Source organism: Streptomyces sp. LaPpAH-108, assembly GCF_000373625.1.
Taxonomy (GTDB): Bacteria; Actinomycetota; Actinomycetes; order Streptomycetales; family Streptomycetaceae; genus Streptomyces.
In genome coordinates this window covers 615,203-635,997 of sequence record NZ_KB891987.1, presented here as the reverse complement: position 1 = coordinate 635,997, position 20,795 = coordinate 615,203, and the positions used below count along the sequence as shown (strand labels likewise).

The window sequence follows — 20,795 nt, the reverse complement described above, 5'->3', positions numbered from 1 at the left end:
CCGCCCCCGTCCCGGTGAAGTCGCCCGCACAGTGTGGCAGGGGGGACCGACAGGACGGGGGCGGGGTGGTGCCCGGCGGACGGGGGCCGGTGACCGAGGGTCTGCGCTCGAGGGTCGGCCGTGCCCGCCGTGCGGCCTTACCGGCCGATCATCCCGGCCGCGCGGTTACGGCCGCCGGTCCGCTCGGCCGCGGCACCGGCCGCGAGGGCGAGCAGCAGTCCGACGGCGCCGACGACGACGTTGCTGACGATCGTGCGCGTGGTGGCCACGTTCCCGGCGACCACCCACGGCGAGATGATCATCCAGACGCCGATCAGGGCGGCGCCCCAGGCCCGGGCGTGGGTGCGCTCGTAGGCGTGGCCGAAGCCGCTCATCAGCAGGGCGTAGGCGATACCCGCGATCAGGTTGTTCACCGCGAGGGTGCTGAAGCCGTTGAACCCGGCGATCCACGGGGACGCCGCCATGTACAGCCCCGTGACGAGCGCCAGCGCCTCGACCGCCTGCCCCTGTCGCGTCGCGGTCGCCCGCTCCGCCAGCACGAAGCGCTCCCGCATCGCCAGGATGTCCGGGTGCGACTCCATCGTGGTGTGCATTCGTTCCGTCATGATCGCGCCTCCTGCGTCAGGACTCGACGTCCATGGTTCCGGCGCGACCCGAGTACCCCCTGATACGGATACCCACCCTGATGCGCATACCCACCGGATCACCACCCATATCTGCGTTCGCGGAATGAGGCTTCGATCAGGGCCGCCCGCAGATTTATTACCCTCGCGAATCGAGCGCAATTATCCACCGCACACGGTCCGCTACGACGTGCTACTGTCGATCTCGGTTGCAGTTGTGGTTCCCAAAAGCGATTCGGTCTTTTCCGGGCGGGGTAATCATCGCGGCGACATCCTGTCCGCAAGGTGTGGACAGCGGCGTAATGCCCCGAAGGAGAATGACATGGCTTCTGGCACTGTGAAGTGGTTCAACTCGGAAAAGGGCTTCGGCTTCATCGCGCAGGACGGCGGCGGCGCCGATGTGTTCGCGCACTACTCGAACATCGCCACCCAGGGCTTCCGCGAGCTGCTCGAGGGCCAGAAGGTGACCTTCGACATCGCGCAGGGCCAGAAGGGCCCGACGGCCGAGAACATCGTTCCCGCCTGACGCGGCTGACGCACGTGCAGCTGGGGCCCGCATCCTTCGGGGTGCGGGCCCCAGCTGCATACCCCAGCCGTATACATCGCACGGCAGCTTTCATCTCTCGCGTTCCATTCGGCCGTTTCTTGCAATTCTCGGCACTGCTCATCGCTGCGGGAATTCCTTGATATGCGCCGCATCGAGGAAGGTTCCGCATGAACCGCACACGAATGAGCAACCGCGTCCCCCGTCCCCGTGGCGGAGCTTCCGGTGGTCGCAGCCGTCGCCCCGCCCCGCAGGGCGAGTTCGCGCTTCCCCGGAGCATCACTCCCGCGCTTCCGGCCGTGGAGAACTTCGCCGATCTCGACATGCCGAGGGAGCTGCTGTCCGCGCTCGGCTCGCAGGGCGTGACCGTGCCGTTCCCGATCCAGGCCGCGACCCTGCCGAACTCCCTGGCGGGCCGTGACGTACTGGGCCGCGGGCGTACCGGCTCCGGCAAGACCCTCGCTTTCGGCCTCGCGCTGCTGGCCCGCACCGCCGGGCGGCGTGCCGAGCCCGGGCAGCCGCTGGGGCTGATCCTCGTACCGACGCGTGAGCTGGCGCAGCAGGTCACCGATGCGCTCACCCCCTACGCGCGCTCCGTGCGGCTGCGGCTGGCCACGGTCGTGGGCGGGATGCCGATCGGCAGGCAGGCCGCCGCGCTGCGTGGCGGCACGGAGATCGTCGTCGCCACCCCCGGTCGGCTCAAGGACCTCATCGACCGAGGCGACTGCCGCCTGGACCAGGTCGCCGTCACCGTCCTCGACGAGGCCGACCAGATGGCCGACATGGGCTTCATGCCCCAGGTCACCGCGCTGCTCGACCTGGTGCGCCCCGGAGGTCAGCGGATGCTGTTCTCCGCCACCCTCGACCGCAACGTCGACCTGCTCGTGCGCCGCTATCTCGACGATCCCGTCGTGCACTCCGTCGACCCGTCGGCCGGTGCGGTCACGACGATGGAGCACCATGTGCTCCACGTCCACGGCGCCGACAAGCACGCGGCCACCACCGAGATCGCCGCGCGTGAGGGCCGCCTGATCATGTTCCTCGACACCAAGCACGCCGTCGACCGTCTCACCGAACACCTCCTGAGCAGCGGGGTACGGGCCGCCGCCCTGCACGGCGGGAAGTCGCAGCCCCAGCGCACCCGCACGCTGGCGCAGTTCAAGTCCGGGCATGTCGGCGTGCTGGTGGCGACGAACGTCGCGGCGCGCGGCATCCACGTCGACGACCTCGACCTCGTCGTCAACGTCGACCCGCCGACCGACCACAAGGACTACCTCCACCGCGGCGGCCGTACGGCCCGTGCCGGGCGGTCCGGCAGGGTCGTCACCCTGGTCACCCCGAGCCAGCGGCGCGGTATGTCCCGCCTCATGGCAGCGGCCGGGATCGTGCCGCAGACCACCCAGGTCCGCTCCGGTGAGGAGGCCCTGCACCGCATCACCGGCGCCCAGGCCCCGTCGGGCATCCCGGTCGTGATCACCGCGCCCGTCACCGAACGCCCCAAGCGGCGCGGCGCCCCCGTCCGCGGCCGGCGCCGCGCCCCTTCGGCGAGCCGGCGCCCGGCCGCCCGGCCGCCCGTCACCGACGCGGCGGCCTAGGGGTTCCGTGCTCAGGAAACTGACCCATCACTGCAGGAGGCATCTCTTGACGCTGATCCAGACACATCCCGGGCCGACGGACACGAGCCACCCGCACCGGACGGCGATCGCCGCCTCGGACGCGGCCGGGCCGCAGGTCTGGGGCGCGATGACCGTGGAGGTGGCGCTGTCCGTCATGGCCGCCGCCCGTACGGGGCGTCTGGTCGTCTGCGACGAGGACGGCCGACGCACCGGCCTGGTCACCCTGGCCCTGCTCACCACCGTCCGCGACAGCTCCGGCTACACGGACCGCGTCCGCCTGCGCGACATCACCGGGGAACACGGCACCGCTCCGGGCGTCCTCGTCACTCCTGCCGAACCGCACTCCCGCTGAACCCGGCCCCGCCGAACCGCATCCACCCCACGAGGATCCGTCCTCTCCTCTCTCTGTGAGGCATCATGCGCTGTGTCATCGCCCGTTTCCCGTTCGACCTGACCAAGAACGGGGTGCTGGAATCCATGAAGGGCGTCAAGCCCGAGGAGATCACCGCCGAGTTCGTGATCGTCGGACGGCGCCACTACCCCGCCAAGCAGGTCGGCCAGGTCGTCACCCGTCAGGACCGCCGCGACTTCAGCGCCGGTGAGGTCCTGAAGGCCATGACCCAGCTCGGCTTCACCTGCGGCACCCGCGCCGAGGCCGATGCCGTACCCGCGCCCGCGCCGACGGCCGACCCGTACCAGCAGGCTTCCGCCGCGCTCGGCACCCCTCAGTGGTCGGAGTAGCCGCGGGCCGCGGTCTCAGACCGACGGGGCCGGGCCGCTCGTGTGCCGGGCGCGCAGTTCCTCGTTGATGCGCTGCGCCTCCTCCAGCTGGTCCTCCAGGATGATGATGCGGCAGGCGGCCTCTATGGGCGTGCCCTGGTCGACGAGTTCGCGCGCGCGGGCGGCGATGCGCAGCTGATAGCGCGAGTAACGGCGGTGGCCGCCCTCGGAGCGCAGCGGGGTGATCAGCCGGTGCTCGCCCAGGGCGCGCAGGAAGGCCGGGGTGGCGCCCAGCATCTCGGCGGCCCGGCCCATCGTGTAGGCGGGGTAGTCGTCGTCATCGAGGGGGACGAGGGGACGGGTACTGCGAGGGGGCATAGACCTCTTCTTCCGGGGACGCGTCGGGGGGCCCGAGCGCCATGTGGCGCCCGGGCCCCGAGCTATCACACCATCTACCGGCTGATTTCGCCGATCTTCTGTGTCCGCAGGTTCCGCCGTATGGGGCGGGGCTGCGGGGATCGCGGATGCGTGACCGGGGACCACCTTCCAATCGGGGCCTGCGGTACCCGGGCGCTGCCGCCCGGGCGATCCTGATGGCGTTCCGCTCCTTTTCTCGTCGTGCGACTTCTGGGGTACGGGTACGACGCTAGCCCTCGTCCGCGCCCATGTCTACTGTCGCCACTACAGATTTACTCCATTTGCAGGCGGCGTGATTCTGCCGTCCCAGCCCCCGGAAGAGTGACCCCTGTGCGCGAGGGACGCTCTCGGGGAGCGCCGCGCCGCAGTTGGCCGGGACCGATGCCGACACGCCGTATGAACAACACTCAAACCGCCTTGTGTGTGGCCGATGAGCCACGTAGAAAAAGGGACGCTCCGTCGGTTCTCCGTATCAACCGAAAGGATGTCGATCACATTGGGAGCGTCAGACCTGCCGCGGCTCGACACGGATGGCAGGGCGATCTACGAGTTGGCCCTGACCGGTACCGGTCTGCTGCCCTCCGCGTTGCCCGGGCAGCTGGACCGCGAGCCCGCCGTGATCGAGAGGGCTCTCGCCGACCTCCAGGCGCTGGGCCTGTTATGCCCGACCGATGACGAGACCGGGATGCTCACGGCCGTCAGCCCCGACAGCGCCGCCGCGCAGACCCTGTTCCCGAGAGAGCAGGCGGTGAGCGAGCAGCTGATCGAGATAGCCGAGGCCCGCGCCGAGATGGAGCGGCTGCGACCGCTGTACGCCGCCGCGCGCGCCAAGTGGCTCCAGAACAACGCGATCGAGATCCTGCCGAACCTGCGCGCCGTACGGGGCGTGCTCGGTGAACTCGGCGCGGCCTGCACCAGCGAGATGCTGACCTCGCAGCCCGGCGGCGGCCGTCCCACCCCCGTGCTCGAAGAGGCGATCGGCCGGGACGAGGCGATGCTGCGCCGGGGCATCAAGGTGCGCACGCTCTACCAGCACACGGCGCGCTACAACCAGCCGACCGTCGCCTATGTCGAACGGGTCGCCCGGCTCGGGGCCGAGGTGCGCACCCTCAGCGACGGGTTCCCGCGTCTGATCGTCTTCGACCGGCAGGCCGCCGTGATCACGCTGCACGGGTGCCCGCAGGGCGGGGTCCTGGTGCACGACCGGAGCATCGTGGACTTCGCGGTCGCCTCCTTCGAGCGGGCCTGGCCGAGCGCCGCCCCCTTCACCGCCGGGTACCAGAAGGAGCAGGTGCACGCCCTGTCGACCGAGGTGAAGCAGGACATCGCCCGGCTGCTGGTGTCCGGCCTCGACGACCGTGCCATCGCCCGCCGGCTGGGCATGGGCCTGCGCAGCTGTCAGCGCCACATCGCCGAGATCATGGAGCAGCTGGGCGCCCGCAGCCGTCTGCACGCCGGGTATCTGATCGGCCGGGCCAACCTTCTCGACGACGCGGACACGGAGGGGGGCGAACCGGCGCCCGCGGGCGTCCCGCCCTCGGTGTTCGACGCCGAAGGGCTCTCCGAGAGGTGAGGGACGGCCGCGCGGAGGGGGCCCGCGGCGTCATGAACGGGCCCCTTGCGCCGCGACGTTCCGGAAGTTCCGCTGGTATCCCGGAGGCTCCGCTGGTATCGCGAGGTCCCGCCGTCAGGCGTCCGGCGTGCGCTCGTGGAAGACGGCGCCGACCGAGGCCCCGGTACCGAGGTTGACGACGTCCACACGGGAGTCCGTGCGGGTCGCCCGGACGAAGACACCGCCGCTTTCGGTCGCGGTGGTGAACACCCCCCACACCGGCGTCCAGGGCGCGAGGGTGCCGTCCTCGTCGGCGAAGTACTCCGGGACGGGGCGGATGCGCCGCTGCAGGACGTACGGACCGCCGACGGCGTCCCGCACCCGCGCGGCCCACTCCTCGGACGTCAGCCCCTCCTGCCAGCCGGGCAGCACCGCCTGGCCCCCGTGCGCCAGGGTGGCCTTCAGCACCAGCTCCTCCTGGTGCCCGACCGCGTGGGCGAGAAGGTCGGCGCGGCTGCCGTCCTCCAGCGTGACCTCGCCCTCGCGCACCATCCGGGTCCAGGGCAGGACGCGGTCCAGGGCGGCCAGCTCGGCCTCCTCGAACAGCGGGCGGTTGGCCTCGTCGGAGAGCATCGCCAACGCCGCCTTGCAGCCGAACAGTTCGGCGTCCATCGGCGTGAAGATCCGCACCTCGCCGCGCTCGGCCGCGTCCAGGACCGGGTCCATCAGCGCCACGGCGCCGGGCGTGGAGGCGACGTCCTCCAGCATGAACAGCCGGTTGACGACGTCCACCCGGTGCTCGCCGAGCCAGAGACCGCCGTCGCGGGCCGTCAGCTCGCCGATGTGGCAGGCGTACGCCTCCACGCCGAGCGTGCTCCAGTGCGCGGCGACCACCCGCATGTACGGCGCGAGCGACGGGTAGCTCTCCGGCCAGTCGGTGATGGCGACGACCGGGCGGGCGCCGGGCTCGATCCCGCACTCCAGGCGGATCGTGTCGAGGTGCGTGCGGGTGGTGTCGACGTGATCCAGGTCGTTCTCCTCCACGAACGCCTTCATCCGCGCGTCGTTGAGGAGGGCGCGGCTGATGTGGACCATGTCCGAACCGGCCAGGGCGCTGCCCATGTTGTACTCGAGCAGCCGGAACCCGCCCGCGTCCGCGTACAGGTCGGAGCGGCTGAACCGGGTCACCCCGCTCCCCCGCCCGCGCAGTACGCAGCGGATCTGGTCGTCGTTCATGCCGAGCGCGCGGGCGAACGCCTCCAGGTCGCCGCCGAAGAGCCGGTCGGGCAGGCTGAGCAGGGCGCCGCGCAGCACCTCCAGGTCGGCGAGCAGCTGCCGCCGTTCGTCCGCCTCGATGAAGAGCGGGCGGGTCAGCAGCGCGTCCTGGTAGAAGGTCCGCACCAGCTCCGACCGCGGTTCCACCGGGACCGCGGTGGGCACGGCCGCCAGGAACCGCGCGGTGAGGGCGTTGCGAGTCACGTGAATACCTCTCGGGGAGGGGGCCGGGCGGCCGTCCTACGTCGGCGTCGGCCCGGCGCCCGCGGTGATGGCCAGGTAGCAGTAGTCGTCGAGCATCTTGGGCAGCGGGCGGGCGGGGCGGCCCACCACCTCGGCGAAGGCGAGCGCGTCCTCGATCCGCGGGCCCAGGCGCGCCTCGGACAGCAGCCGGGCCGCCCAGTCGCGGCCGAGCCGCTGGTGCGCCGCGTACGCCGCTCCGTCGCGGGCGCCGTGCAGATGGGCGGCGATCGCCTCGTCCCACGGCATCAGCGTGTGCGGGCGCAGGGCGTGCAGGGCCTTCGCGGCGGCCGTCGGACCGAGCGCGCGGACGCGGCCGGTGGCCGGGGACAGCGCGGCGGGCGTCCCGGCGAGTTCGGTGAAGCAGTCGCCGAGCGCGTCGGTGTCGGCGTCGGTGAGTTCGGCCAGCGCGCGGTGCGGGAGGTCCGCTCCCCGGCTCCGCCACCAGGCGGCCAGACCCTCGTCGAAGGGGTCCGGCTCGCCCGGCTTGGGATACCGGATGCGGCAGCCCGCCGCGTTGAGCCAGCGCAGCAGCGCCTTGCGGTGCGCGGGCTCGGCGAGATCGGGCCGCCCTGCGGTGGCGAAGACGTAGTCGTGCCAGATCTCGTCGACCCGCTTGTACTGGGCGAACCGCCGCACTGCGGTGATCAACAAGTCCTGGTTCATGGGGAGTTGGGGCACGACTACTCCTGGGAGGGGAAGGGGGGCGTGATCACCGGGACAGTATGTAGCCGTCCTGCGGCCGGTAGCCGCGCGAGCGGCGCAGGTCGGTGAGCACGAAGGTGCGCTGCAGCCAGCGGTCGTTGCCGTCGTAGCGAGGGGAGAACGCCGTACGGCCGTGCAGCGTCACCCGGTTGTCGACGATCGCCAGATCACCGGCGGCCAGCGGGATGGTGTACGACACGTCGTCGAGCGCCTTCTCCAGGGCGTGCAGCGCCTCCTCGGCGCGCGGGGTCACCCCGGAGGTGGCGGCGAAGTCGACGCGGACGTCCGGGTCGTGGGGGTCGCCGAACAGGGCCGGGTGGTGCGGGGTGGCCTCGCTCCGCGCGCCGAAGGAGGGCGGCGGCTGGGTGGAGAACTCCGGCCTGGACAGCGCCTCGACGACGGGCGGCGGCAGCAGCGGCAGCGCCTCGCGGATGCCCGCGGTGCGCAGCCCCGCCTCGCTCTCGGGGTCGGCGCGCAGGCACAGCAGCATCACATGGTCGGGGCGGTGCCCGTGGAAGGCGTTCTCGTTGTGCATCATCAGCGCCACCGAACCGGCGTTGCCCTGGAAGCTCTCCTGGCCGGGCACCGGTACGACGTCCTGGACGAGGGCGCCGGACTTCTCGGCGCGGAACGCGGCCGGGTCGCCCAGGCCGCAGGCCATCATCAGCAGCACCGCGGCGGACACGCTGGCCTCGCGCTGGACCGACCCCTTCACGGTCGGGGTGGGCGGCAGGGCGGTGGCGTCCACCGGCAGCCCGCGGATCAGGAGCGCGCCGGTGGGACCGGAGTCGCGGCGGTACGCGCGGGCCGCGCGGCGCAGCGCGGGGGGCAGTTCCTCCCACGCGGAGCGGGCGGCGGCCACCCAGCGCGGGTCGTCCACGTCCAGCAGCGTGCCGCACAGGTCGCGGGCCGCCGCCTCGATGCGGGCCGAGTCGTCGGGGGTCAGGGCGAATTCCGCCGGGCCGGACCCGGTCGGGATGCCTGCTGTCACGGTCACTTCATCACCATTTCCGTACGTGGAGCGGCGTGCGTCCGGCGTGCCGACACACGGTCGATCAGGGTCAGGGCGGGAGCGGTGAGCATGGTGGTGACGAGCGTCATCACCACGAGCATGGTGAAGACGGTGGGGGTGATGACGCCGAGCTGGAGACCGACACCGAGCACCACCAGCTCGGTGAGGCCACGGCAGTTCATGAGGGCGCCGAGGGAGACGGAGTCCTGCCAGCCGAACCCGGTGAGCTTGGCGGCTCCCGCGCTGCCGGCCCACTTGGTGAGGACGGCGACGGCGGTGATCAGCGCGCACCAGCCCCACAGCACGGGGTCGGCGCCGATCAGCCGGAACTCGGTGTTCAGGCCGGACTGGACGAAGAACAGCGGGAGCAGCATGACCAGGGTCAGCGAGCGCATCTTGTCCACGGCCCCCGCCACGACGGCGCTGTCGCGGGGCAGCACGGACCCGAACAGGAAGGCGCCGAAGATCGGGTGGATGCCGATCCAGTCGGTCGTGAACGCGGCCAGCAGCAGCCCGGAAAGCAGCAGCGGCAGGGTGCCCCGGCTGCTCGGCAGCCGGTGGACGGCGCGGGCCAGCAGCGGTCGCAGCCCGAACCACACGGCGCAGATGAACGCCAGGGTCAGCGCGGCGGTGAGCAGGACCGACAGCGGTGAGCCGCCCTTGGCCAGCGCGGTCACCAGGGCCAGCAGACACCAGGCCGTGATGTCGTCGACGGCCGCGCAGGTCAGCGCGAGCGCCCCGACCGGGGTGCGGTCGATCCCCCGGTCGGTGAGGATGCGGGCGAGCACCGGGAACGCGGTGATGCTCACGGACACCGCGATGAACAGGGCGAACGCCGGGAAGCCGACGTCCTTGGCGGCGAAGCGGTGGTACATGGCGAAGGCGAGCGCCACCCCGCCGAGCAGCGGTACGGCGATGCTGACGTTGCTGACGAGGATCGCGGTGCGCCCCCGGTCGCGGACATGGCCGAGGTGGAGCTCGTAGCCGACCAGGAACATGAACATGACCAGGCCGAGCTGGGCGAGCGCGTTGATCACCGGGAGCATGTCCGCGGGGAGCAGCCAGTGCTGGCCCTCGGGCCACACGGCGCCCAGCAGCGAGGGGCCCAGCGCGATGCCGGTGAGGATCTCGCCGATGACCGGGGGCTGGCCCAGCCGGACGGAGACGCGGCCCGCCAGCAGACAGCAGATCATCATGACCGGCAGGGCGAGCAGCAGATGCCCCGTCGGCTCCAGCGTCGGGAGCCCGACGGCAAGCTCAGTGCCCATCGGAGCTGTCCGGATCCTCGGTGAAGTACCAGTTCTCGGGGTTGATGAAGCCGAGCGGGTTGACCGGTTCGACGCCCTGGAGGCCGTGCGCGACCTCGAAGACGCGCAGCGGGAAGTTGGGCATCCAGATCACCGGGACCTGCTCGGCCACGTAGTCCTGGTAGGCGTACATGTCGGCGAGGTCGTCGCTGGTGACCGTCTTCTCGATCAGCTCGTCGGCGACCGGGTCCGAGTAGCTGCCGAAGTTGCAGCCCGCGCCGGTGCGGTAGAGCAGTTCGCCCGTGGGGTGGAAGTTCGGCCCGTACACCCAGCCGCCGTTCCAGCAGGACAGCTCCCAGGTGGTGGTGCCGGTGGTGTCCTGGCCGACCAGGACGGAGGGGTGCACCTCTTCGAGGACCAGCTCGATGCCGGCCCGGGCGGCGTCGTCGCGGAATGTGCGCAGGAGCCGGGCCAGGGTCTTCTCGTGCCCGGAGGCGTACCGCAGGGTGACGGTCAGCCGGGTGCCCTCGGGGATGCCCTCGCCCGCCTGGCCCGCGCCGGTACCGGCGTTGACGCAGATGGCCGGGGTGACCGAGGTGTCCCAGCCGTTGTCGGCGAGCAGCCGCCGGGCCTTGTCCACGTCGAAGGGGAACGGGTTGGACTTCTGGGCCGGGGAGAGCAGTTCGGTGACCGGCAGGGCCGGGACCGGGCCGTAGGTCGGATAGCCGTAGCCCTGGTAGATCTCCCGGAAGGAGCCGTCCTGGTCGAGACAGGTCTGCAGGGCCTGCCGGAAGTACAGCTGGCGGAAGATCTTCCCGGCGATCGTCGGGTTGGAGAAGTTGAACGGGAAGTAGTGGATGGAGTACAGGATCTGCGGGACGATCCGGTAGTGCTCGGCCAGCGGGTTGGGGCCGCCGGTCGTCGGGTCGGTGGTGGGCTCGGTGATCCGGTCGAAGGGCAGGAAGCCCATGTGGATGGCGTCAGGACCGTGCGGGCCCTCCTCCAGCCACCCGTACTGCTGCTCGTCGGTGTCGGTGGGCACCAGGCGGAACTCGTCGGCGTACGGCTTGTTCGGGCCGGAGTAGGACGGGTTGGGCACCATCCGGACCAGGCCGTCCCTCGTGTACTCGGCCAGCTTCCAGGGGCCGTTGACGACCGACCAGACGGGGCTGTCCGGCCAGCGGGTGCGGGCGCTGTTGTCCTCCGCGTACACGTCGCCGTTCTGCGCCATCAGGTAGTCGTAGACGGCGTACGCCTGCTCCTTGTGGTGCGTGGCGTCGGCCGGGCCCTCGGCGGTACGGTCCCAGGCTTTCGGCAGCGGCGTGATCAGGCTGAACTGGTTCATCAGGACCCAGTTGTGCGCGTACGCCCTGTCGAAGGTGAAGCGGACCTTGTCCTCGGCGACCTTCTCGTAGGAGGTCAGGTTGTCCGGGAAGAAGCCCGGCACATAGCCGCCGTACTCCTCCTTCTTCGCCTCCAGCAGATGCATCCAGAGCATGACGCCGTCCGCGTTCACCGTCTCGCCGTTCGACCACCGGTACGGCTTGACGGTGAGGGTCGCGGTGCGGCCGTCCGCGCTCCACTCGGGCGGCTCGGCCATGCTCAGCTCGTGGTCGACGCGGGCGTCGCCCTGGGTGCCGTACCAGTACAGCGGCCGGTACATCAGCATCTGGAACTCGTAGAGGCTGCGGGCGCCGAACCGGCCCGGGGGCAGCAGCGGGAAGATGCAGGCGGGCGGGAAGCCGGGGGTGCAGGCCCAGCTGATGGTGCCGCCCTTGCGCGGAGTCCGGGTCATGACTGTCCTCGCTCGGGGGAAGTGACGTCACGGGGAAGCTCTTCGATGCAGGAGGTGCCGCTGTCCGCGTCGGGGCCGTACCGCTCCCAGGTCTCGTGCAGCCGGATCCGGCCGTCGGGCAGGACCTCGGGGACGCTCTCGCAACGGCCGGAGACGGTCCGGCCGTTGGCGAGCACCATCGTGTAGGCGAAGGTGAGCGTGCCGTCGGGGGCGGCCAGACCCGTCAGGGAGCCGCGGCGCACGTCCGCGCCCGCGGAGGAGCCCCAGACCAGGTCGCCGTCCTGGCGGTAGTGCGCGACGGGGGCCTCGGGGCCTGCCGTCACCTTCCTGAACCGCTTGCCGTCGTAGTTGATCACTTTGCGCTCCGTGGCTGGTGGGATGGCTCAGGCGGCGTCGCGCAGCTCCAGCGTGCAGCACTTGACGCTGCCGCCCGCCTTGAGCAGCTCGGACAGGTCCACGCCGCGCGGCGCGAAGCCCCGGGCGCGCAGTGCGTCGATGAGGTGGGTCGCCGCCTGCGGCAGCAGGACGTTGCGGCCGTCGCTGAAGGCGTTGAGGCCGAAGACCGCGGCGTCCGCGTCGGTCGCGAGGATCGCGTCCGGGTACAGCTCGCGCAGCACGGCCCGGCTGCCCGGCGTGAACGCCGCCGGGTAGTACATGACCTCGGTGTCGGACAGCACCGCGAGCGCGGTGTCCAGGTGGTAGAACTCCGGGTCGACCAGGGTCAGTCCGGTGACGGGCACCCCGAAGAACTCCTGCGCCTCGGCGTGCGAGCGGGGGTCGGTGCGAAAGCCCGTACCGGCCAGCAGCCTGCGCCCGGCCAGCAGATAGTCGCCCTCGCCCTCGTTGATGTACTCCGGCCACCGCAGCTCCGTGTAGCCCTGGGCGCGGAACCAGTCGAGATAGGCGGGCCCCTCGGCGGTGCGCTCGGCGTGCCGGAAACGCGCGCCGAACACCTTGCCGTCGACGACGGTGGCGCCGTTGGCGGCGAACACCATGTCGGGCAGCCCGGCCACCGGCTCGATCACCTCGACGGTGTGCCCCAGCTCCTCGTACAGCGCCCGCAGGGTGTTCCACTGGGCGAGCGCCAGCTCGGTGTCGACGGGCTTCTCCGGGTGCATCCACGGGTTGATCGAGTAGTGCACGTCGAAGTGGCTGGGACGGCACATCAGCAGTCTGCGCGGGGTCACGGTGCGGGCACCGGTCCCCTCGGCGCTGTGCTGCGGCAGGATCGGTTCGGTGTACGGCATGTCTCTCCCTGGGGTGGTGGGAACGGAGTCGGGCCGGGTGACGGTGGTCAGCGGGTGAGCCGTACGTCGATGGCGCGGGCGAGGTCCGTCGCCGTGCTCATCGCGTCCTCGAACGAGGTGCCGGTGACACCGAGGAAGCCGAGGATGGAATTGCCCTCCGGGGGGCGGCGGATGACGTCCCCGGGCCGGGCCGTGATCTTGAAGAAGAACACCTTGTCGGAGCCGGTGACCTCGTCCGGGACGACGACCTCCGCGATCCGCCCCGAGTCGCACAGCAGCGCCATGCCGGCGATGTGCACACCGGTCGGGGTGTACGGACCGGTCTTCGGGTGGACCCCGCGGGCGGTGTCCATGAGGGTGCGGATCGGGCAGTGGTCCGCGGTCAGCCGGGCGATGTGGTCGAGCCCGCCGCCGCCGGGCCGGATCGCGATCTCCAGGATGTGCGGCACGCCCTGGTGGTAGCGGACCTCGGCGTGCAGCGTGCCGTGGGTGACGCCCTGGGCGCGGACCCCGGCGCGGACCGCTTGGTGCAGGGCCTCGATCTGGTCGGGGGCGAGCGAGGTCGGCGCGGCGTGCACGTCGTCGTCGAAGGTGTCGCCCTCGACGGTGACCCGGTCCACGATCGAGCCGAGGTACACCTCGCCGTCCCAGGCGACCGCCTCGCACAGGAACTCCCGGCCGTCCAGGAAGGACTCCACCAGCAGACCCTGCGGGCCGAGGTCGATGCCCTGGGCCTCCATCCGGTACCAGGACATGTCGTCGATGCCCGCGAGCGCCTGCGGGAAGCGCTCGGCCATGTCGTCCGCGTTCTCGATCCGGAAGACGAAGTTGCTGGCCGCGCCGAGGGTCGGCTTGAGGATCACCGGGTAGCCGAACTCCTCGGCCGCGGCGAGCGCGTCGGCCAGTTCGGGCACGAGGCGGAAGCCCGGGACGGGGGCGCCGCCCTTCTCGTGGGCCTGGCGCATCAGGTACTTGTTGCGGCTGGTGCGGGCGGCCTCCACGCCGACGCCGGGCAGGCCCAGCGCCTCGGCGACCGCGGCCACGGCCACGACCCCGGCCTCCGAGAACGTCAGCACGCCCTCGAAGTCCTCCTCCTCGTGCCAGGCGCGGGCGGCGGCGACGATGTCGTCGATGTGCTGGGAGCCGACGACGCGGTAGCGGTCGGCGGGCCAGTAGTCCTCCTCGCCCACACCGTTCAATACGTACAGGTCAGCCCCGAACTCCTCCACCTGGCCGTACCGCGACAGGTAGTAGTGCGCGTTCTGCAGAGCCTCGACGGCGAGCAGCTTCATGGCTCGTGCTCCTTCGGTCAGTGGGCGGGCGGCGGGGCCACGGCGGCCTCGGTCGCGTCCGGCGCGCCGGGCAGGTCGGGGGCGGTGGACGCGGCGGGCTCGGCGGTGGGGGCAGGGGTGGCGGCGGGCTCGGCGGTCTTCGCCCGGGCCGTCTGCTCCTGCTCCCGCGCCTGCTGTGCGTAGAAGCCCCGCAGGGTGGCGATCGTGACCAGCGGGACCACACCGATCAGCACGGACAGGGCCCAGAAGGCGGAGGCCACCGAGTGGTGGTCGGCGAGGTAGGACAGCGCGATCGTGGCGACGAGGCCGCTGGCCAGGCTCACCGCGTTGACGGTGCCGAACACCCGGCCCGAGCGGCTGTCCTCGATGGCGCGCATCAGCAGGGTCCGCGAGGAGATCGCCGCGAAGCCGAAGGAGAACGCGGCGAACGGGATCGCCGCCATCAGACCGGCGATGTGGAACGGCTCCACGGCGATCAGCGCCGCGTTGCCGAAGAAGCCGAAGGCGGCCAGCGTGAGGTTGGAGAACCGGTGCGAGACCCGTTTGTAGACCGCCGCGCCGACCAGCATCCCCGCTCCGGCCAGCGCGTCGACCAGGCCGAAGACGCCCGCCCGCTCCTTGAACACCTGGATGACGAGGACGACGAGCAGCACATTGCTGACCGTGATGTTGACGCTGCCGACCGTCAGGAGCAGCCCCAGGCGCTTGACCGGTCCCCCGGTCGCCGGTGCCTCGGCCCCCTCCTCGGTGGCCTCGGCGGCGTTCACCGCGGGTTTGTTGCCGAGCAGCATCCAGCAGAGCGCGGAGAACGCGAAGGTGACGGCGTTGAAATAGAACACCGGCATCAGGCCGAAGATCTGGATCAGGAAGCCGCCCGCCGCCGCCGACAGCAGCGAACCGGCCTGCGTGGACATCGAGAAGTTGGCGTTGAACGGCCCGAGCCGTTCGTAGCGCACCCGCTCGCGCACCAGCGCGTTGCTCGCGGGGTTGAACGCCGCCGCGATCACCGAGAGGGCGAAGGTGACCGCGTAGGCCGTGTACTGCGTCGACGCCCCCAGCGCGATGGCGAGGGGCAGCGCCAGCGCGACCACCGCGCTCGCCACGTCGCACACCAGGCACATCACCCGCCGGTCGAACCGGTCGACGAGCCGCCCGAAGGGCACCGAGAGCAGTACCTGGGGAATGGCCAGCACGATGAACAGCCAGCCCACCGACAGCGTGGTCTGCTGCTTCTCCAGCACCAGCAGGGAGGCACCGAGCAGCTGGATGCCGTTGCCCAGGAAGGTGACGAAGTTCGCCGGGAGGATCAGCCACTCGGCACGGTCGGCCTTGGGCGGCCCTCCCGCCTGATCGGGCCCGGCGAGCAGTGCGGCGGTCATGGTGCGACTCCTGTGGTCGAGTGGTGGAGGGAAGCGGCGAGGGAGAGTTCGCCGGGCATGCGGACGGGATGGTCGACGGCGGTCAGACCGGTGGGCACGCGCGGTCCCGTGCCCAGGGCCCGTCCGGCCAGGGAACGGGCGATCAGCGGCGCGAACTTGAACGAGGACCCGCCGCAGGCGGCGTAGATCCACGCGTTGGCGTCGCCCAGCTGTCCGAGGACCGGGCCGTGGGTCTCCCGGTCGGCGAGGTAGTAGCTGTCCTCGGCCCGTTCGATCCACTCGGCCCGGAAGCCGCTGAGCAGCGAGGCGAAGTGCCGTACGAGACGGGCGCGCACCTCGCGGGGCGCGGTGCGGTCGCCGGTGCGCTCGGCCGGACGGCAGGCGACCGCCGCGCTCAGCTTCAGCGGGGCACCGCCCACCGGCGGCACCAGCCAGGCGCCCTCCGCCGTGCCGAGCGAGGGGATGGCCGGGGTCCGCTCCCACAGTCCGCGCAGGGACGGCGGCACCGCGCACATCAGCTGGGTCTGCCGGTACAGCGTCAGACCGCCGGAGAACTCCGGGGCCAGCAGCTCGCGCGACCACGGTCCGGCGGCCACCACCACGGCGTCGCCACGCAGCACGGTGCCGTCCGCGAGGCGCACCAGGCCGAACGGCGCCTCGACGCCGGTCACTTGATGCCCCGGCAGCAGCCGCACCCCCGGCCGGGCGGCCAGTACCTCGGCGGCACCGGCCAGGATGCGGTCGGCGAGCAGGACGCCGCCGTCGCGTTCGAGGACGGCCCGGCTGCCGCGCGGCAGCCGCAGCTGGGGGTACCGCGCGGTGATCTCGTCCTCGTCCAGCCGGAGCGCGCCCGGCAGTTCGGCGAACGCGGCCTGCGACGCCTCGGGTTCGCCCGGCCCCCGTACGGTGAGCGCGCCCACCCGGTGGTAGACGACCGTACGCAGCCGGGACTCCACCTCGGCCCACCGGTGGTGGGCCTCGACGGCGGCGGCGGCCTCCGCCGGACCCGGGTGCAGGGCGCGCAGCACCCGGTGCCGGTCGTAGGAGGTGGCCTCGGGGTTGGGGATCGTGCCCCGCTCCACGACGTCGACCTCGGCACCGGCCAGGGAGCACTCCAGCGCGGTGAGGAGGCCGATGACCCCGCCGCCCACGACGATGATCCGCACGATGTCAGCCGACCTCTTCCGGGGGCGTGTCGGACGAGGGCGGCGCGAACGAGGGCAGCGCGAACGGCTTGACCTCGGAGACCGCGAAGCCCTCGAAGCCGATGGAGCCGTCGAACCCGCCGGTGAGCGTCGCCGCCTCGGCCAGGTCGATCAGGATCGGCGCGGCACAGGCGATGAGCGCCCGGACCTCGACGAACAGATCACCCAGCGCCGTACGGTCCAACTCGCCTGCCGTCAGGTCGAGTTGTTCGGCCCAGCGGTCCAGCCGTTCCAGCTGGGCGCAGATCAGGTCGGCGGCGCGGGTGAGGCTGTAGCTCTCCAGCTCGTAGCAGCCGGCGAAGCGGTCCAGCATGATCGCCGCGTGCTTGCGGGCCCGGTCGGAGACGGGCAGCGCGCCGTCCCCGGCCCGCTCGGTCGCCTCGGCGAGCCGGGCGCGCAGCCGCTCCCAGGGCCCGACCAGGCGCTCGTCGGTCACCTTGTCGAGGGCGGCCCGGCTGAAGTTGGTGCGCTGGTTCTCCGGGTTCGCCAGCGCGAGGTAGAAGCGCACGAGGTCCCGGGGGACCTCCTTGAGCAGTTCCTCGGCGTACAGGACGTGGCCTCGGCTGGTGGAGAACTTCTCGTTCTCCAGCTCGTAGAACTCGTTGACCACCATGGCGTCCGGCACGATGTACCGGCCCTCGTGCGCCATGATCAGCGCCAGATGGGTCAGGCCCCAGAACCAGATGTTGTCGAAGCCGATGAAGTAGACCAGCTCGTGGTCGCGCCGGGTCCGCCACAGCTCGTCGGAGGACTCGGTCTCCTCGCCGAGCTGCCGGGCCGCGTAGTCGGTGGTGTACATGACGGCCGGGATGCCTTCGACCCAGGCGTTGATCACCTGCCCCGGCGTCTCGGGGAACGGCGCCGGGATGCCCCAGCCGATGGGGTACGTGATCGCGAAGTCGGGCAGCGGGCGGTCCAGCAGCTCGCGGATGAGCTGGGCCATGTGCGGCCGGAGGTAGGGCAGCTTCTCGGCGTAGTAGGTGGTGAGCCGGTCCCGGTACTCCTCCATGGGCAGGACGAGGATCGTGGCCTCACGGGTGGTCAGCACGTCGGTGGGGTCGACGGTGGAGCGGGCGCCGATCAGCTCGTCGAAGTTGTTGGGGTGCCCGCAGGTCTCGCACAGGCCGCCCCGGCTCTCCGAGAGACAGACGGGACAGTCGCCGCAGACCAGCCCCTCGACCAGGAACTCACCGGACTTCTCCGAGTACGGCAGCCGCACCGTACGCGTGCGGAACTTCCCGGCGTCGTACAGCTCCCGCACGAACCGCAGCACCGTGGCCCGGTAGCCGTCGTCGTACGGTGCGAAGCCGTCGACGGACATGCCCATCGTGGCCAGGGTGTCGCGGATGCCCTGCCAGGAGCGGCCGGCCAGTTCCTCGGGGGCGACGCCCAGCTTGCGGGCGCTGGCCAGTACGTACGTCTGGCTCTCGTCGGTGCCCGAGGAGTACAGGACGCTGCGGCCGGTGGCCCGCAGATAGCGCGCGTGGACGTCCGCGCCGATGAACGGGCCCGCGAGGTGGCCGATGTGCAGGCTGCCGTTGGGGGTGGGCGGGGTGTCGATGACGATGACGCGGCGGTCGCCCAGCTCGTCGGAGGAGGCCATGGTCAGGCCTCGCTCTCGTGCCGGGCGCTGAAGACCCGGGACATGTCGGTGTCCCACCAGATGCTGAACATCTCGAAGTCGGTGTCGGTCTCGTTGATGACCTGGTGCTCCTTGCCCGGCGGGAAGTGCACGATGTCGCCCGCGACGAACGGCAGCCGCTCGCCGTGCGACTCGATCCACGCCTCGCCCTTGACCGCGATGAAGATCTCGTACTCGTGGTGGGCGTGCCGGGGGGAGGCGGACCCGGCCCGGATGACGCTCTGGGCCCCTTCGAAGGGCGCGTTGAGCGTGGGCCACGGCAGCAGCCGCTGCGACCAGCTGTTCTCCGTGCTCAGCGCGGCACGGTCGAAATGACGGATGTCCAAGGGAGTTCCTTCGGCCGATGGGGCGGGGGGGGTGAGCGGGACAGGGGGCGGGGGCCGTCCGGCGGGGGCGGTGGATCGAGGTGCCGTCCCTCCGGCGGGGGCCGTGGGTCGCGATGCCGTCCCCCGGCGGCGGGAGACGGACCGGAGTCGCGGCCCGTCCGGCGAGAGCGGGCGGATCGAGGCGCCGTCCCGTCCGGCGGGGCGAAACGAACCGTGGTGCCGTCCCGTCCGGTGACGCGAGACGGACCGTGGTGCCGTCCGTCCGGCGGGGCGGTGGAGCGAGGCGGAGCCGCTCGACGGCGGGAGACGGGTCAGTGGCGGCCCGCCACGACCGGCTCGCGGTTCCGGCCGGGGGCGGCGGGCTCGGCCGGGTCGGCGTCGGCGTCCGCGTCGGTACCCGGTGCCGCATGGCGGATCAGGCTCCGGGCGATCTCCTCGCTGCGCCGGGCGAGGATGCTCAGCAGCGAGTCGGCGATGCCGTGCGTGGCCTCGTTGACGCCCTGGAGATGGACGGTGGCGGTGGGCTGCTCGCCGATGTCCAGCCGGTAGTCCCGGCCGACCTCGACGCTCTTGAGCCCCAGCGCGTCGGCCAGACCCTGGATGACGGCCGGCTGCTCGGAGCGGAAGCCGGTGCCCAGCAGGACGACGTCGCAGGAGATCTCCTCCTCGGCGCCGGTCAGCTGGTTGGCGAGGGTCAGGACCAGCTCCTCGCCGGTGTCCCGGGCCGCGGTGACCTGCGTCATGACCCGGATCGACTGCCGGTCCCGGCCGCGCATCCGGTCCAGGTAGACCTGCCGGTACAGCTGCTCCAGCATGGGCGGGGTGAGACCGGCGTAGTTGGTGCGGTGCATCTCCTGGAGGATGCGGGCGCGCGCCTCCGGCTCGGCCTGGAAGAACTCGTCGACGAAGCCCGAGTAGAACAGCTCGTTGGTGAACTTGCTGGTCTCGTAGTGGTTGAAGCCGATCGAGCGCATGACCAGCGTCGGCTCGCAGCCGGGCAGGTCCTGCTGCACCGAGTGGTACATCTCGGCCGCGCTCTGCGCCCCGCCGATCACCACGACCCGCTGTCCCGGGGTGCGTGGTCGCGCGGCGATCCGGTCCATGTACTCGGTGCTGTGGATGACCCGGTCCGCGCCGATGCCCTGGAAGACCGCCGGGATGTTGGCGTCGCGTCCGGCGCCCACCACCAGCTGACGGCCCGTGACCGTGGTGCCGTCCGCCAGGTGCGCCACCCAGCCGTCCACCGCGCCTCCTCCGTCCCGGCGCGGGTGAAGCGAGGTGACGCGGGAGCCGTAGCGCACCTTGACGTGGTCCAGGGACTCGGCCACCCAGCGCTGGTAGTCGGATATCTCGCTGCGGTACGGGGTGAAGGTCCCGAGGTTGATGAAGTCCTCCAACCGCCCCGTCTCGTGCAGGTAGTTGACGAAGGAGAACTTGCTCCTCGGGTTGCGCAGGGTCACGAGGTCCTTGAGGAAGGAGACCTGGCTCTGCGACCAGGGGAGCAGCATGCCGCGCTGCCAGGCGACCTGGTCACCCTGTTCGAGCAGGAGGGTGCGGTCCGCCAGGCTCGCGGGCGCCAGCTCCTCGAGCGCCACGGCCAGGGCCAGGTTGGCCGGACCGGCTCCGATGGCCAGGACTTCGACGTCGTGGTTGGACATGAACTTCCCCTCGGTGCGGTGGCGTTACTCCTTGCGGTGGGCCAAAGCGGCGGAACGGCCTCAGACGCGCGGCTCGCCCGCCGCGCCCTCGGCCCGCGGGAACGAGTGGCTCGTACCGGAGTCGGCCGCCCGGACCGAACCCCAGCCGGAGTCGTCGGTCCCGTGGACGACGCCGGTCAGGGCCGCCAGGGCGGTGAACGACAGCGCGGCGGCGACCACGGCTGCACGGGCGCGGGACATAGGTGCTCCTCGGATCGTTGGTTTCAAGGGGCTCTGGGCCTCAACCGGCGGTCTCGCCGG

General features: G+C 71.5%; 21 protein-coding genes. 5 read left to right on the top strand and 16 right to left on the bottom strand.

Going from position 1 to position 20,795, the window contains the following annotated elements:
- Window positions 1–137: 137 nt before the first annotated feature.
- Window positions 138–605, bottom strand: a complete 468-nt coding sequence (locus B079_RS0102935) for an SPW repeat protein (protein ID WP_026248292.1) — start codon at window positions 603–605, stop codon at window positions 138–140.
- 340 nt (window positions 606–945) lie between these two features.
- Here B079_RS0102935 and B079_RS0102930 point away from each other — a divergent pair, with 340 nt between their 5' ends.
- The 4 genes from B079_RS0102930 (at window position 946) to B079_RS0102915 (ending at window position 3,524) form a co-directional block, all read left to right on the top strand.
- Window positions 946–1,149 (top strand): cold-shock protein, encoded by a 204-nt coding sequence (locus B079_RS0102930; protein ID WP_018544278.1) that lies wholly within the window; start codon window positions 946–948, stop codon window positions 1,147–1,149.
- A gap of 188 nt (window positions 1,150–1,337) precedes the next feature.
- Window positions 1,338–2,762 (top strand): DEAD/DEAH box helicase, encoded by a 1,425-nt coding sequence (locus B079_RS0102925; protein WP_026248291.1) that lies wholly within the window; start codon window positions 1,338–1,340, stop codon window positions 2,760–2,762.
- A 46-nt stretch (window positions 2,763–2,808) separates the two neighbouring features.
- On the top strand, window positions 2,809–3,135 hold the full coding sequence (locus tag B079_RS0102920; RefSeq protein ID WP_018544276.1) for a CBS domain-containing protein: 327 nt from the start codon (window positions 2,809–2,811) through the stop codon (window positions 3,133–3,135).
- A gap of 65 nt (window positions 3,136–3,200) precedes the next feature.
- Window positions 3,201–3,524, top strand: coding sequence for an SCO5918 family protein (locus B079_RS0102915; RefSeq protein ID WP_018544275.1), 324 nt, complete (start codon window positions 3,201–3,203; stop codon window positions 3,522–3,524).
- 15 nt (window positions 3,525–3,539) lie between these two features.
- Here the strand turns inward: B079_RS0102915 and B079_RS0102910 are convergent, their stop codons facing one another.
- On the bottom strand, window positions 3,540–3,881 hold the full coding sequence (locus tag B079_RS0102910; RefSeq protein WP_018544274.1) for a MerR family transcriptional regulator: 342 nt from the start codon (window positions 3,879–3,881) through the stop codon (window positions 3,540–3,542).
- Between the two features lie 523 nt (window positions 3,882–4,404).
- Here B079_RS0102910 and B079_RS0102905 point away from each other — a divergent pair.
- A complete protein-coding gene (locus tag B079_RS0102905) occupies window positions 4,405–5,493 on the top strand; it encodes a helix-turn-helix transcriptional regulator (protein ID WP_199779853.1) in 1,089 nt (362 codons plus the stop codon).
- A 114-nt stretch (window positions 5,494–5,607) separates the two neighbouring features.
- Here the strand turns inward: B079_RS0102905 and B079_RS0102900 are convergent, their stop codons facing one another.
- The 14 genes from B079_RS0102900 to B079_RS0102835 form a co-directional block, all read right to left on the bottom strand.
- Window positions 5,608–6,951, bottom strand: a complete 1,344-nt coding sequence (locus tag B079_RS0102900; protein WP_018544272.1) for a hypothetical protein — start codon at window positions 6,949–6,951, stop codon at window positions 5,608–5,610.
- Between the two features lie 36 nt (window positions 6,952–6,987).
- Window positions 6,988–7,668, bottom strand: a complete 681-nt coding sequence (locus B079_RS0102895; protein ID WP_026248290.1) for a hypothetical protein — start codon at window positions 7,666–7,668, stop codon at window positions 6,988–6,990.
- Window positions 7,669–7,699: 31 nt separating this feature from the next.
- Entirely contained in the window at window positions 7,700–8,689 is a 990-nt protein-coding gene (locus B079_RS0102890) for a clavaminate synthase family protein (RefSeq protein ID WP_018544270.1), read from the bottom strand.
- Complete coding sequence (locus B079_RS0102885) at window positions 8,686–9,972, bottom strand: cation:proton antiporter (RefSeq protein WP_018544269.1); 1,287 nt, start codon at window positions 9,970–9,972, stop codon at window positions 8,686–8,688. The genes B079_RS0102890 and B079_RS0102885 overlap by 4 nt, the downstream gene beginning before the upstream one ends.
- On the bottom strand, window positions 9,962–11,746 hold the full coding sequence (locus B079_RS0102880; RefSeq protein WP_018544268.1) for an ABC transporter substrate-binding protein: 1,785 nt from the start codon (window positions 11,744–11,746) through the stop codon (window positions 9,962–9,964). The genes B079_RS0102885 and B079_RS0102880 overlap by 11 nt, the downstream gene beginning before the upstream one ends.
- A complete protein-coding gene (locus B079_RS0102875) occupies window positions 11,743–12,102 on the bottom strand; it encodes a hypothetical protein (RefSeq protein WP_018544267.1) in 360 nt (119 codons plus the stop codon). Before B079_RS0102875 ends, B079_RS0102880 begins: the two co-directional genes overlap by 4 nt.
- A 27-nt stretch (window positions 12,103–12,129) precedes the next feature.
- A complete protein-coding gene (gene ddaH, locus B079_RS0102870) occupies window positions 12,130–12,993 on the bottom strand; it encodes a dimethylargininase (RefSeq protein ID WP_018544266.1) in 864 nt (287 codons plus the stop codon).
- Window positions 12,994–13,040: 47 nt separating this feature from the next.
- On the bottom strand, window positions 13,041–14,285 hold the full coding sequence (locus B079_RS0102865; protein WP_018544265.1) for an ATP-grasp domain-containing protein: 1,245 nt from the start codon (window positions 14,283–14,285) through the stop codon (window positions 13,041–13,043).
- A 17-nt stretch (window positions 14,286–14,302) separates the two neighbouring features.
- Window positions 14,303–15,664, bottom strand: coding sequence for an MFS transporter (locus tag B079_RS31250; RefSeq protein WP_018544264.1), 1,362 nt, complete (start codon window positions 15,662–15,664; stop codon window positions 14,303–14,305).
- Window positions 15,661–16,830: an FAD-dependent oxidoreductase gene (locus B079_RS31245; RefSeq protein WP_018544263.1), complete on the bottom strand. Its 1,170-nt coding sequence runs from the start codon at window positions 16,828–16,830 to the stop codon at window positions 15,661–15,663. Before B079_RS31245 ends, B079_RS31250 begins: the two co-directional genes overlap by 4 nt.
- Before the next feature lie 4 nt (window positions 16,831–16,834).
- Window positions 16,835–18,472 carry a class I tRNA ligase family protein gene (locus B079_RS0102850; RefSeq protein WP_018544262.1) on the bottom strand — a complete coding sequence of 546 codons (1,638 nt, stop codon included), beginning with the start codon at window positions 18,470–18,472 and terminating at the stop codon, window positions 16,835–16,837.
- Between the two features lie 2 nt (window positions 18,473–18,474).
- The gene (locus tag B079_RS0102845) at window positions 18,475–18,837 is read right to left on the bottom strand and encodes a cupin domain-containing protein (protein WP_018544261.1); all 363 of its coding nucleotides are present in this window, start codon (window positions 18,835–18,837) and stop codon (window positions 18,475–18,477) included.
- A 311-nt stretch (window positions 18,838–19,148) separates the two neighbouring features.
- The gene (locus B079_RS0102840; RefSeq protein ID WP_018544260.1) at window positions 19,149–20,495 is read right to left on the bottom strand and encodes a lysine N(6)-hydroxylase/L-ornithine N(5)-oxygenase family protein; all 1,347 of its coding nucleotides are present in this window, start codon (window positions 20,493–20,495) and stop codon (window positions 19,149–19,151) included.
- A 60-nt stretch (window positions 20,496–20,555) separates the two neighbouring features.
- Window positions 20,556–20,735 (bottom strand): hypothetical protein, encoded by a 180-nt coding sequence (locus B079_RS0102835; protein WP_018544259.1) that lies wholly within the window; start codon window positions 20,733–20,735, stop codon window positions 20,556–20,558.
- Window positions 20,736–20,795: the final 60 nt, after the last annotated feature.